The organism is Blautia hansenii DSM 20583, from assembly GCF_002222595.2.
Lineage (GTDB): Bacteria > Bacillota > Clostridia > Lachnospirales > Lachnospiraceae > Blautia > Blautia hansenii.
Genome location: NZ_CP022413.2, coordinates 325,389 through 339,047 on the forward strand (window position 1 = coordinate 325,389; position 13,659 = coordinate 339,047).

10 protein-coding genes and 1 pseudogene are annotated in these 13,659 nt (G+C 37.6%); 8 read left to right on the forward strand and 3 right to left on the reverse strand.

Features of this window, described 5'->3' with window-relative positions:
* Position 1: 1 nt before the first annotated feature.
* Together CGC63_RS01620 and CGC63_RS01625 are read right to left on the reverse strand one after the other, a co-directional pair.
* Positions 2 to 1,024: pseudogene (locus CGC63_RS01620) on the reverse strand (MSCRAMM family protein); the annotation flags it as partial.
* 362 nt (positions 1,025 to 1,386) lie between these two features.
* Positions 1,387 to 1,758: a TipAS antibiotic-recognition domain-containing protein gene (locus CGC63_RS01625; protein ID WP_259805503.1), complete on the reverse strand. Its 372-nt coding sequence runs from the start codon at positions 1,756 to 1,758 to the stop codon at positions 1,387 to 1,389.
* A 111-nt stretch (positions 1,759 to 1,869) separates the two neighbouring features.
* Here CGC63_RS01625 and CGC63_RS01630 point away from each other — a divergent pair, with 111 nt between their 5' ends.
* The 3 genes from CGC63_RS01630 to CGC63_RS01640 all read left to right on the forward strand — a co-directional run bounded on the left by CGC63_RS01630 (position 1,870) and on the right by CGC63_RS01640 (position 5,301).
* On the forward strand, positions 1,870 to 3,345 hold the full coding sequence (locus tag CGC63_RS01630; RefSeq protein ID WP_004221599.1) for an ISLre2 family transposase: 1,476 nt from the start codon (positions 1,870 to 1,872) through the stop codon (positions 3,343 to 3,345).
* A 290-nt stretch (positions 3,346 to 3,635) separates the two neighbouring features.
* Positions 3,636 to 4,052, forward strand: coding sequence for a YjdF family protein (locus CGC63_RS01635; RefSeq protein ID WP_004221597.1), 417 nt, complete (start codon positions 3,636 to 3,638; stop codon positions 4,050 to 4,052).
* Between the two features lie 82 nt (positions 4,053 to 4,134).
* On the forward strand, positions 4,135 to 5,301 hold the full coding sequence (locus CGC63_RS01640; protein ID WP_004221595.1) for a PIN domain-containing protein: 1,167 nt from the start codon (positions 4,135 to 4,137) through the stop codon (positions 5,299 to 5,301).
* Between the two features lie 636 nt (positions 5,302 to 5,937).
* Here CGC63_RS01640 and CGC63_RS01645 read toward each other — a convergent pair.
* Entirely contained in the window at positions 5,938 to 7,092 is a 1,155-nt protein-coding gene (locus CGC63_RS01645; protein ID WP_004221591.1) for a GNAT family N-acetyltransferase, read from the reverse strand.
* Positions 7,093 to 7,281: 189 nt separating this feature from the next.
* Here CGC63_RS01645 and CGC63_RS01650 point away from each other — a divergent pair, with 189 nt between their 5' ends.
* The 5 genes from CGC63_RS01650 (at position 7,282) to CGC63_RS01670 (ending at position 13,653) form a co-directional block, all read left to right on the forward strand.
* Entirely contained in the window at positions 7,282 to 7,728 is a 447-nt protein-coding gene (locus tag CGC63_RS01650) for a GerMN domain-containing protein (RefSeq protein WP_004221588.1), read from the forward strand.
* Positions 7,729 to 7,743: 15 nt separating this feature from the next.
* Positions 7,744 to 10,917, forward strand: coding sequence for an N-acetylmuramoyl-L-alanine amidase (locus tag CGC63_RS01655; RefSeq protein ID WP_004221586.1), 3,174 nt, complete (start codon positions 7,744 to 7,746; stop codon positions 10,915 to 10,917).
* A gap of 246 nt (positions 10,918 to 11,163) precedes the next feature.
* Positions 11,164 to 11,814, forward strand: coding sequence for a hypothetical protein (locus CGC63_RS01660; protein ID WP_004221583.1), 651 nt, complete (start codon positions 11,164 to 11,166; stop codon positions 11,812 to 11,814).
* A 72-nt stretch (positions 11,815 to 11,886) separates the two neighbouring features.
* Positions 11,887 to 13,200 carry a putative ABC transporter permease gene (locus CGC63_RS01665; RefSeq protein ID WP_004221580.1) on the forward strand — a complete coding sequence of 438 codons (1,314 nt, stop codon included), beginning with the start codon at positions 11,887 to 11,889 and terminating at the stop codon, positions 13,198 to 13,200.
* Between the two features lie 3 nt (positions 13,201 to 13,203).
* Positions 13,204 to 13,653 carry an 8-oxo-dGTP diphosphatase gene (locus CGC63_RS01670; protein WP_004221577.1) on the forward strand — a complete coding sequence of 150 codons (450 nt, stop codon included), beginning with the start codon at positions 13,204 to 13,206 and terminating at the stop codon, positions 13,651 to 13,653.
* Positions 13,654 to 13,659 lie beyond the last annotated feature (6 nt).

Here is a 13,659-nt window from a genome sequence, read left to right on the forward strand (position 1 = left end):
GATTATCTTTGTTGTAGTAGCTAGCGTAGAAATTCCATGTAAACTCTGCACCCTCTAAAGAAGCGTTACCCTGTGCAGTGGCTTTTCCTGTTTCCATGTCAATCTTAAAAAGCTCAATCAAGGTTTCTGTAACCTTTGGGGTATCACTCACTTTTAAAGTAGAAGTTTCACCAGCTTTGACCGTCAGTGGGTAAACGGTATCATCAACTTTATATCCAGCAGGAGCAGACAGCTCTTTGATGTAGACTGTACCAGCTCTTACCTCCACAGTTTCGGTGTTTCCATTAGAATCTGTCGTAAGGGTGGCAAGCTGTTTTGTGCAGCCTTTATCAGAATAGACACCATAAGTCGCACCAGCGATAGAGTAAAGCTCATTGCTGCTGGTAATGTCGGTATTGGAGGACGATTTTTGAAGTGTCGCATTACCGACCACCAGTTTCGCCCAGAACTGTCCTAATTCCTGTCCTTGTCCAGAATAAATATATCCTCCGCAGTCATAGCGTCCTTTTTTTTCTTTTACAAAAGCCTTTGCTCCAGCATATACCTCATTCTGCACCGCTTTGGAAATTTCATCATAAGAAGCTCGTACATTATCGCAGCTCCAGCCTAAGTGGACACTTAAACGCTGCCACACAACACACTGTTCTAATAAGTAGACTTGTTTATAATTCAACTCTTTATGACTGTCGGCATATAGCTTGACGTATTCCAAAGAAAGGGCAACGTCAGCTATCTGATCGGCACTCATACGGGTGCTTGCATCAGCTCTTGTTTTGTATCCATTTTGAAAGTTTGTGTTAATATCCACACAGTAAGCAGTTTCACCCTCAACTTTCATCATGCCCTCATTGAATGTTGAACCGATACTGCCATCATTCATAACTTTTTCAATCATTCCCACTCGCTCTGCTGATTCTGTCCAATACTGTTTTTCTGCTGCTTGAACCTGTGAAATGGGTAGTGTTGTAAACACCGCAGCAAGACTAAGCACGCCAGCAAGCAAGCGATTCATAATCTTTTTCATAAAAATAAACCCTCCTTTCATTTTGGGTAAAAAAATAGACGCTCATTATTGAACGTCTAGAAATAGAAAGGGAACATCAATTTTGACGTTCCCTAAACTATAAAATTTAAGATATTGAGGATTTGTCATTCACACTGAATAATAAAATATCAAATGTACTTCATTGCATTATAATTGCATTTTTTCATTTTTTTATATTGCTTTATAGCTTTTTATATTGCCTTAAAATGGCTTAAAATCAACGATTTTTGCTAATACTCCGTACTGTCTGTCTGGAATTTGAATAACGGACAGAACCCCGGAAATGCTGATAAAATGGGCATTTCCGGGGTTGTTTTATGTCCTTTGGCTCTAAAATGGCTCTAATTATTTTCTGTGCAGTTATTTTCGGAATAATAGCGGAAGGCTTTCACAATATATTCTCTGCTTCCTGCATCATGTTTTGTGTCAAATACTTTGCTTAGATAATCATTAGAATAAGTGTCGATCATCATTCGGCAGTAATTTTCCGCACCTCCGATCAGAAGTTTTGGGGCAGTGGTCTGAGTGTTGGCTATGATTTCCTCTACAATGCTTTGAACCGATTCCGAAGCTACATCTTCTCCTTTGTTAGAAGCCAGCTTAAGAAATTTATCTTCTTTCAGCATTTCTTCTGGTACTTGTGAATACCATTCATCCATAATTTCAGAGAAATGCTCCAGATTATGTTTCATTTCTTCGGTATATTTTTCAATACGCTAGTGTAAAATTTTTGTAGGAAAAACAAATAGATAAAAGAAGAAAGCACCACTTTGTGTTAAGATTAAGTTGCCCAGACAAAATCTACATAAAGGAAGGTGCTTTCTATGATTAAAAGTATACAACAATTTCAGACAGAAGGGGGAAAAAATTTAGAAAAAGTTTTTATGAATTATTCATCAGATATGACAAAAATTGCAGAAATGGTAAAAGGTGTAAAAGAGCGTGTGATCAATCTGGGACTGTCTATGATTGCAGAAGAGCTGGAAATGTATGATGCATTTCTCTGCAAAAACAGACAGGCACGTCCAGAGTGGTATGTGGAACGCAAAGATGAAACAACACTTCTTACCAGTCTTGGAAGTGTGACTTATCATAAAACCTTGTTTAAAAATAAGTTTACAGGGAAATATGAGTATTTGCTGGATCGTGTGATGGGGATTGAAAAACATGAAAGGATGAGTGAGGATGCAGTAGCAGAGCTTCTTGGAGAAGCTGTTCAGACCAGTTATAGAAAAGGTGGGATATCTGCGTGTATGACAGAAGAATGTGTAAGCAAAGAAACGGTCATGAACAAGCTGCACGCATTAGAATTCCCGAAAAACACGGAACAGCTGGAAAAAAAGAAAGTCGTGGATTATCTATATATCGATGCAGATGAGGATCATGTTTCCCTGCAGTTCAGGGAAAGAAAAGGTGATCTGATAAATTTAGAGAATAACCGGAAAAATAATCAGGCAATAGCAAAACTGGTATATATATACGAGGGAATTGAAAAAGAAGCACCTGCGGGTAAAAGACATAAGCTGATTAACCCTTATTATTTCTGCCGTGTATGTAACGGAAAGGAAAACAGGAAACTTTGGGATGAAGTCTACGAGTATATAGAAAATCACTATGAAGTGAACCGGATTAAAAAAATATACCTGAATGCAGATGGCGGAGCATGGATAAAGTCAGGTAAAAAAAGCATTGCCGGAATAACCTATGTATTCGATGAATTCCATCTGGAAAAAGCGGTCATGAAGCTGACAAGCCATATGAAAGACAGGCGGGAGGATACGAGGAAAGAATTGTATGAAGCAATCCGTAAGAAGAAAAAATCGGATTTTGAAGAGATTGTAGAAAAACTAGAGGAAGGGTTAAAGGATCAGAAGGAAGTGAAACGTATCGAGGATAATAAAGTGTACCTTCTGTCAAACTGGACGGCAGCGAAGCTGCGCTTAAACCATAAAGACGGAGTGAAAGGATGCAGTGCAGAGGGACATGTGAGCCATGTGTTATCCAGCAGGATGAGTTCTCGTCCGATGGGATGGAGTATCAAAGGAATGTCAAAAATGGCTGAATTAAGAGCGTATTACTACAATGGCAGGGATATGCTTGAATTAGTGCGCTATCAAAAAGAAAATCTACAAAAAGCAGTTGGTTGTGAAGAGGTTGTTTTTAGCTGTGAAGAAATGCTGAGGGAAGAGAGAAAAAGAAGACGAGTGTTGGGAAAACTGGCTGAACTGCCGATTTATCGTATTCCATACCCACAGATTAGGAAGATAGCCAACTTTAAAGGACATATTTATGGCTTGTAAAAATCAAGGAAATAGAATAAAGTATAAGCAGAACTAATCTTAAACACATCATAGGTGCATTCTGCCTGTGTTTTTCCGACAGTAAATTTACGCTATCTTTAGGGTTCGATTCTTGTGGATAATAAGTCGATTGTGTGGTAAAATCAAAGAGTAAAGATAAAAACGCAACGTAAGAGATAATCTCTTATAGAGTCGGTAGGTAGCCCGGCCGCACCGTCTGGTGTAAGTAACCCTCCCTCCTTAGGGTCGTCCGTTCTTTGTTCATCACAATCATTTAAGGAGGAATTGGCATGGACAAAGTATCAGGCAGATTGACAGTATTTTTTGAAGACCCATTCTGGGTAGGCATTTTTGAAAGCATATCGGATGGAAAGCTCTCTGTATGCAAGGTTACGTTTTGTGCGGAACCGAAAGACTATGAGGTGTATGATTTTGTCTTGAAAAATTACTATCAGCTAAGATTTAGTCCGGCTGTGGCAACTGATGTAAAGAAGACTGGGCGTAATCCGAAACGGATACAGCGAGAAGTGCGAAAACAAGTACAGAATACTGGAATAGGTACAAAATCGCAACAGGCTTTGAAATTGCAGCAGGAGCAGTTGAAAACTGAGCGTAAGACTGTGAGCTGGGAACAACGGGAGACAGAAAAACAGCGGCAGTTTGAACTGAAACAGCAGAAAAGGAAAGAGAAGCATAGGGGCAGATAGTGTTTGCTCTAATCTTTCGTTATTGATAGTTTTGTGTGTACTATTAGAATATTATAGATAAATATAATAAAAGGGAAAAGTTATGAAAGATGCTATCCGAGAATATTTAGAATTAAAAGATGAAGAAAAAGAAGAGTTATGGAAGAATGCAGTGTTTGTTTTTGATACAAATGTTTTTTTGAACTTATATAGATATTCAAAAAAAACTAGAGATATATTATTAGGTGCTATGGAACAATTAAGGGATAGAATATGGATGCCTAATCATGTAGCTCACGAATTTATGGAAAATAGAGTTGAGGTAATATTTGAAACCATAGATAGGTATGAACGATTGCATGAGGAAACTAATTCGTTTATACAAGTATGTACAGATATGCTTAGAATGAAGAAAGAAGATAGTGAGTTGCTTGGACTAAAAAATTATATAGAAACTTGGATTGATACAAACAAAAGGAGAGATTTATTAGTGACTGATGTGATAGATGATCCTATTTTGGACAAGATTCTTGATTTGTTTGATGGAAAGGTAGGACGAGGGTTTGATGAGGAAGAAATAAAAAAAATAATTAATGAAGGAAATGATAGGTATGAAAAAAAGATCCCACCAGGATATAAAGACGCAGCTAAGAAAAAGGGTGTACTAGATAATAATGCATATGGAGATTTGATAGTATGGAAAGAAATAATACATTTTTCAGAAACTGAAAAAAAAGACATGATTTATGTTACACATGATCAAAAGGAAGACTGGTGGAATATTAAACGGGGAAAAACAGTTGGCCCACGCATAGAATTAAGGAAAGAGTTCACAGAAAAAACTAAAAACAAATTTCATATGTACTCAATGAATAATTTTATTAGTCGATTTGAAGGGAACAAGGGGGTGAAGATTGATCAGAGTATTATAGATGAGTTACAGTCTATACAATTTCTGATAAATAAGAAAAATTATGATAATCTGAAAAATAAGTATCTTGAAGAACTTAATGAAATAGGTATAGAAGAAAGAAAGATTGTTAGATTAAATGAGAGAATAAAAAGACTTGAAAAAAGTAACAGAAAAAGAAGAAATTCCATAATCGGATTGGAAAAAAAATATGAGATGCAAGAAATGCCAGATGATATAAAAACTTTAATTGAAAACACCAAAAATAATTTAATAAAGGGGGAGGAAAAGATAGAAAAATGTCAACAGCGTCTTAATATGTTGGAAACTAAAGAAAGTGGGCAGTTGACTTTTTGGTAAAGAAATTTTTTGGCTCTATTTTGGTTCTAAAAGTTTGTACTGATACCAATATAAGAAAAATTTTAGAAAAATGAAAATAATATAACCAATAAAAAGCGTAGAAAAGTATCTAGTTCAAGCCATCCGCCGAGGAATTCGAATAGGGTGGAATAATTTATATATTGGGCAATCCATGATTGCCTGATATATTTTAAAATATTTAGTAACGATAACGTTAGACGTATTTAAAGGTAGTAAAAGAATTAGCATTTATGATAAATATGAACATAAGATGTATTTAAACGAGAAAGTCTTAAATGAGATTAAAAAACTTCGTTTGGTAAGTAAAAACATAAGATATCTTTAGTAATGTAACTGTTATATTCCGCATATCACATTTTGTTAATAAATAGGAACATAGGAAATAAATACAAATATTTGGTAACAATGTTAAAAGCGGCAGCGGGACTTGAACCCGCACGTGGCTATGATGCAGATAGAATGAAATTAAAAAGAGTGTTTGTCATATAAATGAGAGTAATGCTAGAAGATGTTACGTTGTGCAAAAAAATGATAGAAATTTATCTGCAAAATATGGAGACTTACTGATTTCAGGCATTTAAAATCAGTAAGTCCTTATATTTTCCAATAAATTTATCAACATTTATCAAGTGGTGACAGCCCCAACGGCAACGGAAACCAGTTACAATTTTTCGGTAACTGTGTTTCATCTAAAATTAAGCTGTGATTAGGAGAGAATAAAGCTAAAATACTCTCAAAAGAAGAAAATTCCAAAGCAGAGTGTTCTTCTGGATTTTCTATTTGTGTAACGGAAGGAATTCCGCTATCTACCTGAATTTTGAAGCTTCCATGCTCTTTTATCGTAAAATTCCAACTTCCGGAGCTTAAAGGGATGTAAGAAGCTTTTACATTTAAGAAAAATTCTAAAACCTTAGGATAATCAAAAATCATATAATTATCATCCAAAGATATGGAAAATGACTCAAAAAGTTGGGTGCACCCTTTAAATAGGTGGGAGTCGCAGGGGGAAACTCTTAGGAACAGCTCCTTTGAATTACTTTCTGTCAAGCATTTTTCCAGCGAGGTAAACAACAAATTTTCATCGGTTAAATACATTTCTAAGATATGGTTTCCCTGAAGGGCAGCATATCCCTTACACATCTGATTTTCCAAGATAGCATAAAGTTTAGTATTCCAGCTTTTCATAATAGAAAGGAAATCTTCGGGATTTCTTTTAACAAATAATAATTGATTTTCCTGTATTGCCTGAATTTTAGCCAGTAAAGGAGTTTTCTCATCCTGAATTTGGCAGAGGTTAATGTCCCGTTTGGGAAATCTTTCACGGCAGTGGCGAAAATTATCTGAGGTAAAGCAATATTGGAAAGTAATGCCGCCTTTTTCATATCCATAGTATTGATAGCGGTTTCTGAGACCGGAAAGCGTGCTCATAGAAATATTATTCTTTTTCATGTCCTGAATTGCCATGTGCATCAGCTTACGCATGTAGCCTTTTCCTCTGGAATAAGGATGAACGGAAACACTGCCTACGGTAGCGCAGGTGATGGTTTTATTACCGCAATATAAGGTAACAGGAACAACGCATACACAGGCTTTAATTTCTTCATTTTCTAAAGCAAGATAGTGAATAGATTTTTGCTCCTGTCCTTCTTTATAGATTTTGGGAAGAAGTTGACGGAAATCATGAGGGCAATGTGACATACTGAATACCATATTAAGAAAATCGAGAATATGAGGGAAATCCTTCGGAAGCGCTTTTCTGTAAGTAATCATAATAACCTCCTTGCTTGATGAGCGAAATAATTGTTAAAAAGATAGATAAATGTTTCTGTATTTTAGCATATATTACAGCATCATACAATTAAGTATGCAATAAAATTCGTGATTGAAGGAACAAAAGCTTGATGCTATAATGAATTTCGAAATTAAGCTTTGGAATTTGCTGTACAGGGGAGGAACTAAATGAAAAAGAAAGCTGTTTTACTATTGTCTTGCAGCATACTGTTGGCTTTTGCAGGATGTGAGAAAAAAGAAGATATAAAAACAGAGGTTGTAAATATTTATAGGCTTGACCCCGATAACGGAGTGTACATAACGGAAGCAAAAGAGTGTCAGACATTAAATGAAACAGTTCTATGGGAATTGTTAAAAGAGAATGAAATTGTTCCCACAGACAGCGAGATTTTGTCTTTTCAAGTAAGCAGAGATAAGCTTGAACTGGATACAGATACTGTGTTCGGGGACTGGCTGAGAAGCTTTGGAACTGCCGGGGAAAGAGAAATTGTGGGCTGTATTGTAAACACATATCTGGACGCATATAAAGCCGAAGAAATCAAAATTACAGAAGAAGGACAGACATTAACTACCGGTCATGTAGAATATGCAGAATATTTAAGAAAATTTGAATAAAATAGGAGAGAACAAATGAAAAAGAAGTTAGCCAAGTGGGCTGTTACGATGCTTGCAGGAGCAATGCTTGCACTGCCGGCAACAGGAAATACAGTAAGTGCATCAGGTGAAGCAAAATCTCAGGTTCAAGAGGAAACAAAAAAGATTGAAAATGAACTGAATTATATTTATATCGATGAAGCAGAATTAGACGTGGGAGCTGTGCAAAGTATTGTTCTTTCGTGGGGAGAAAGAACGTCGGATATTCGGAGTATAGATTTAGTAGTGGAGAATGAAGATGGCTCACGAACTGTTTTAAATTCCCAAAAGAGAGTGGACAACCTCTTCTTATACGAGAATAGCTTTGAACAAGGAGCTTATCATGTAGCAGAGCTGAGTGTTACAACAGACTTGGGTACAAAAACTTTTACAGCAGAAGACCTTGAAATCAACGCTTACTTTGGAGTGGGTGAGAAGGTCAATGATAGTGTTAAAAGTGATTACATAGAAATGGAAAGTCAATCCGGGGAAGAGGCAGTTGTTACAATTGAAACAGCGAATGCAGCAACGGTTGAGAAAAATGTTGCAGATGCACTTTCTGAGCAGGCAGTACCGTTTGATAAGAATAAAAAGGAAAGAAGCAATTCAAATTTAGTTATTGTGCTTGATCCCGGACATGATGCCAGCAAACATTCAGGAGCAACTGCCAATGGTGTCAGAGAGGAAGTTGTAACCTTAAAAATTGCAGAGTATTGTAAGGAAGTGTTGGAGCAGTATTCAGGCGTATCTGTGTATATGACAAGAACAGACGGAAATTGTCCATATCCTGATACGAACAGCATCGATGATATTCTGAAACGTGTAGAGTGGGCAAAAACAAAGGATGCTGACGTATTTATCAGCTTTCATATCAATTCTTCGGTTTCCGGTGCAGCGCAGGGAGCAGAAGTATATTATCCGCAAGGAGAGGAAAATGCACAGGAGCTTGCGAAGGATATTGTAGGTGAGCTTGCAAAATTAGGACTTAAAAATCGTGGAGACAAAGGTGATGACAGCTATGCAGTAATCAGACATTCAAAGCGAAACGGTTTTCCGGGATTGATTATTGAGCATGCGTTTGTTTCAAATGTATCAGATGCAAAATGGTTTCAAACAGAGGAAAATCTTAAAAAATTAGGTGAAGCAGACGCCGCAGGAATTATCAAGTACTATGGCCTTACAAAAGATAAAGGTAAGTGGGAGTTTACAGGTGAGCATTGGAAATGGAAGGAAGGAAACGGAAAATATGCAACAAGCACATGGAAATCCATAGACGGCGTATGGTATTATTTTGATACAAACAGCAACATGACGACCGGCTGGCAGCAGATTGGCGGAATATGGTACTATATGAACAGCAGCGGAGCCATGACGACAGGTTGGCAGCAAGTCGGCGGAACATGGTATTATATGAACAGCAGCGGAGCCATGAAGACGGGTTGGCAGCTTATAGGCGGAACATGGTACTATATGAACGGAAGCGGAGCGATGCAGACCGGCTGGCAGACTATTGGAAATCAGACATACTACTTAAATGAAAGTGGAGCTATGGCAACCGGCTGGAAGCTTGTTGAGAATGTATGGTACTATTTTAACGGCTCAGGTTATTTGTTAAAGGGTGAGCAGACCATTGCAGGAACAAAATGGTATCTTGATGAAAATACAGGAGCATTATATACCGGCTGGCATTATACGGCTGGCAAATGGTATCATCATACAAATGAGGGATTGAAACAAACAGGTTGGCAGTTTATCGATGGAACATGGTATTATATGAACGCTGACGGAGTGATGACAACGGGTTGGCAGCAAATCGGCGGAATGTGGTACTATATGGACGGAAGCGGAGCGATGCAGACGGGTTGGCAGCTTATAGGCAGAACATGGTATTATATGGACGGAAGCGGAGCGATGCAGACGGGTTGGAGGCTTTTAGGAAATCATTGGTATTATATGAATGGAAGCGGAGCCATGCTAACGGGTTGGCAGCTTATAAGCGGAACGTGGTATTATATGGATGAAAGCGGAGTCATGACGACCGGCTGGCAGCAAATCGGCGGAACGTGGTACTATATGGACGGAAGCGGAGCGATGCAGACGGGTTGGAAGCTTTTAGGAAATCATTGGTATTATATGAACGGAAGCGGAGCCATGCTCACAGGATTTCAGGCCATTGGAAATGAAAAGTTCTATTTTAATGCCAGTGGGGAGATGCAAACAGGCTGGCAGTTTATTGATAATGTGTGGTACTATTTTAATACTTCCGGTTATCTGTTAAAGGGTGAGCAGACGATAGGAGGACAAAAATGGTATCTTGATGCAAACACAGGAGCATTATATACGGGTTGGCATTTTACAGATGGTAAATGGTATTATCATACAAGTGAGGGCTTGAAGCAAATCGGTTGGCAGAAGATAGGCGGAACATGGTACTATATGAACGGAAGCGGAGCGATGCAGACCGGCTGGCAGACTATTGGAAATCAAAAATATTATTTCGACGGAAGCGGAGCAATGGTAACGGGTTGGCAGCTTATCGATAACGTATGGTATTATTTTGAGAATTCAGGTGAATTGAATAATCAGCCGTCTTCAAAGCCGCCGGTAAATGACGCCATTAAGGTGTATTACGAAATAGCGGGAGACAGCTCTGTTACAGTAGAACAGATGGTGAACTATTATAAAAAGAGCGGAAAACCTTATCCTGCTGAAGCGTTAAAGGCAGGTGGAGCAGCCACAATTGAAGAATTCTGCCAAATTTATTATGAAGAATGTGAAACCGAAGGAATTAAGGCGGAAGTGGCATTTATACAATCTATGATTGAAACAGGATTTCTGCAATTTGGCGGAAGTGTAAAAATCGAGCAGTTTAATTTTGCGGGATTAGGGGCTACTGGAAATGGTGTCAGTGGTAATTCTTTTGAAAATGTAAGAATGGGTATTCGAGCACATGTACAGCATTTGAAATGTTATGCAAACACAGAGCCGTTGAAAAATGAATGTGTTGATCCCAGATGGGGAGCATGGCTTAGAGGAAAAGCGCCTTATGTAGAATGGCTGAGTATTCCTAATAATCCTAATGGAACAGGCTGGGCAGGAGATGCTGATTATGCTGCAAAGATTTTAAAAGGAATTCAAGACATGAAGAAAATTGAGGTATCGATGAATTAAATATTCCATTAGCAGGAGAGCATTAGAAAATCCTTTGAAAGGATTGCTAAATGCTCTCCTTTTTAATAAATAATTAAGATATATGGCAATAATACCATCTGGTAATCCGTTGTTTATAATAAGCTTGTAGTATGTTTGAATATGCGACAAACGAAAACAGTGTTCGTTATTTCTTGTAATTGTAGATTAAGATTTTGTCTGCTAAAATAGAAGCAATGAAGATAGATTAAAACAGGAGGGTGTTTTATGGAAAGTAAAAGAAAAAGTGTAACAATCATAGGAGGAGACGATGGACCTATAAGTATTTTTGTGGCAGGTTCAAAAGAAAGGAAAAGTTTTATAAGGAGTGTGAAATATCTTGTTTATAAAATACGGAGGATGCGGTTAGAAGAGCGTATTCAAGCGCAACCTCATACGATAAAGCAGGTTATTAGATTTATAATGAAAAAATATAATGCAAAAGAAATAGAACACGATGATTTTTATTTAGAACATAAAAAGTATTTAAAACAGTCTTTAATTGAAGAATATAGACCGGAGCTTTTAAAAGAATTGCCTAAACCAGAATATCCCAAAGAGGCGGATAAAGACCAGTGGAGAGAGTTTCATGCGAAATATGAAGAATGGGCAGAAGGGGTGAATGAGATTTCAGAGAAGGATTTTCCAATGGATTTCCACGTATATAAAATCAAGTGTGCAGAAAATGCTTCCGTACAGATAAACATAGAAAAGGTAAATAAACATTTAGCTATTCAATGTACCGGAGAGAATAAATACATGAGGAGACTTCAAAAAATAGCAAACAGTATTTATAGATATTATGGTGTCACAGAGAAAGATATTGAACAGAAAACGGAGAGATACGAAGCCATGGTATGCTGTTTATGCCAACTGTGACAGAAAACTTGCATTTACCCCATAATTTCGGTATAGTATGTTCCATAAAATAAACACAAAAGAGGAGAGCTTATGGTTTATACGTGGAGTGAATTATTTTGGATTTTTTATATCTATTCCTTTATCGGATGGTGTGCAGGTGTCATTGCCAATGCCCTTCGCAGAAGAAGGTTTGTAAATACGGGATTTCTAAATATTCCGCTTTGTCCAATTTACGGAATTATGGGAGTTGCTTATTGTATCTTTTTGCCTGAGCTGACAAATAAGATTTTCTTCCTGTTTTTGGGAGGCTGCGTCATTGCATTTATCATTATTGTAGTGACCGGTGCTGTTTTAGAAAAAGCTTTTAACAGGAAATGGTGGGATTACAGCAAGAGACGTTTTCAGTTTCAAGGATATTTGAATTTTATTCACTTAATATTTTTTGGCGTCAGCGCTGTAATATGTATGCGTTTCATCAATCCGCTGCTGGTAAAATTGATGAGCTTTATTCCCGGACAGATATTATTGATTTTAGAGATTGTTTTCGGAGTTATTTTACTGGTCGATACCATTTGTTGTGTGACAACGGTGCTTCAGATTAAGCATACGATTAAGACACATAAGTTTGTAGACTATGTGCAGGGAGTTACAGAGAATTTCGGGAATGTGCTGACGAAGAAGGTGCAGCACAGAATGGAAAAGGCGTATCCGAATATTGAGAAGGAACGCATTATTGAGACTGAGGAACATAAGAAAGAGTCGAAGGTCTTTGCAGAGGGCTGTTGTTTTTATAAAATTGTAGGACTGTTTTTTATCGGAGCATTTCTGGGAGATATTACAGAGACGATTTTTTGTCGCATTACAGCCGGAAGATGGATGAGCCGAAGCAGTGTGGTATACGGACCTTTCAGTATTGTATGGGGACTTGGCTGTGCTTGCCTCACTGCATTTTTGTATAAGTATAAAGATAAAAGCGACCGTTATATTTTCCTATACGGAACAGTTTTAGGCGGCGCTTATGAATATATTTGCAGTGTGTTTACGGAGCTGGTGTTTGGAACGGTATTCTGGGATTACAGCAAAATTCCTTTCAATTTGGGCGGACGTATTAACTTGTTATTTTGTTTCTTCTGGGGAATTGCAGCAGTGGTATGGCTGAAAATTTTGTATCCTGTTTTCTCAGGATGGATTGAAAAGCTTCCGAAAAAAGGCGGTAAAATTATTATGTGGGCAGCGATTGTATTTATGATAATCAATATGTTGATTTCAGCTCTTGCCCTTTATCGCTATAATGACAGAATAGAAAATCCTGTTCCGAAAAATAATCTGGAAAAGATTTTGGACGAGCGTTTTGATGATGAGAGAATGGATAGGATTTATCCCAACGCAAAGAGAGGAAGATAAGAAATGTACGTCAATGAAATGACAGAGCTTATGAATATCTGCATGATTTATGACAATCATGGAAATGTATTGTTACAGAACAGAAGAAAGAAAAATTGGGCGGGAGTTGCGTTCCCCGGTGGACATGTAGAAAAGGGAGAAGCCTTAGTTCCTTCCGTTATTCGGGAGATAAAAGAGGAGACAGGCCTTGATATTAAGAATGTAAAGCTCTGCGGAGTAAAAGAATGGTTTAAAGAGGGTGTGCGCTGCATGGTATTCTTTTATAAAACAAATTGTTTTTCAGGAACGTTGCAGTCCTCTGAGGAAGGTGAGGTATTTTGGGCGCCGGCAGATAAGATTTCAGAATATCCCTTGGCAAATGACTTTGAGAATAATTTGGAATTGTTTTATTCAGAAGAAATCAGCGAATTGTTTTACGGAGCAGATGAAGCACGCATTTTGAAGAAATATTAAGGAGGT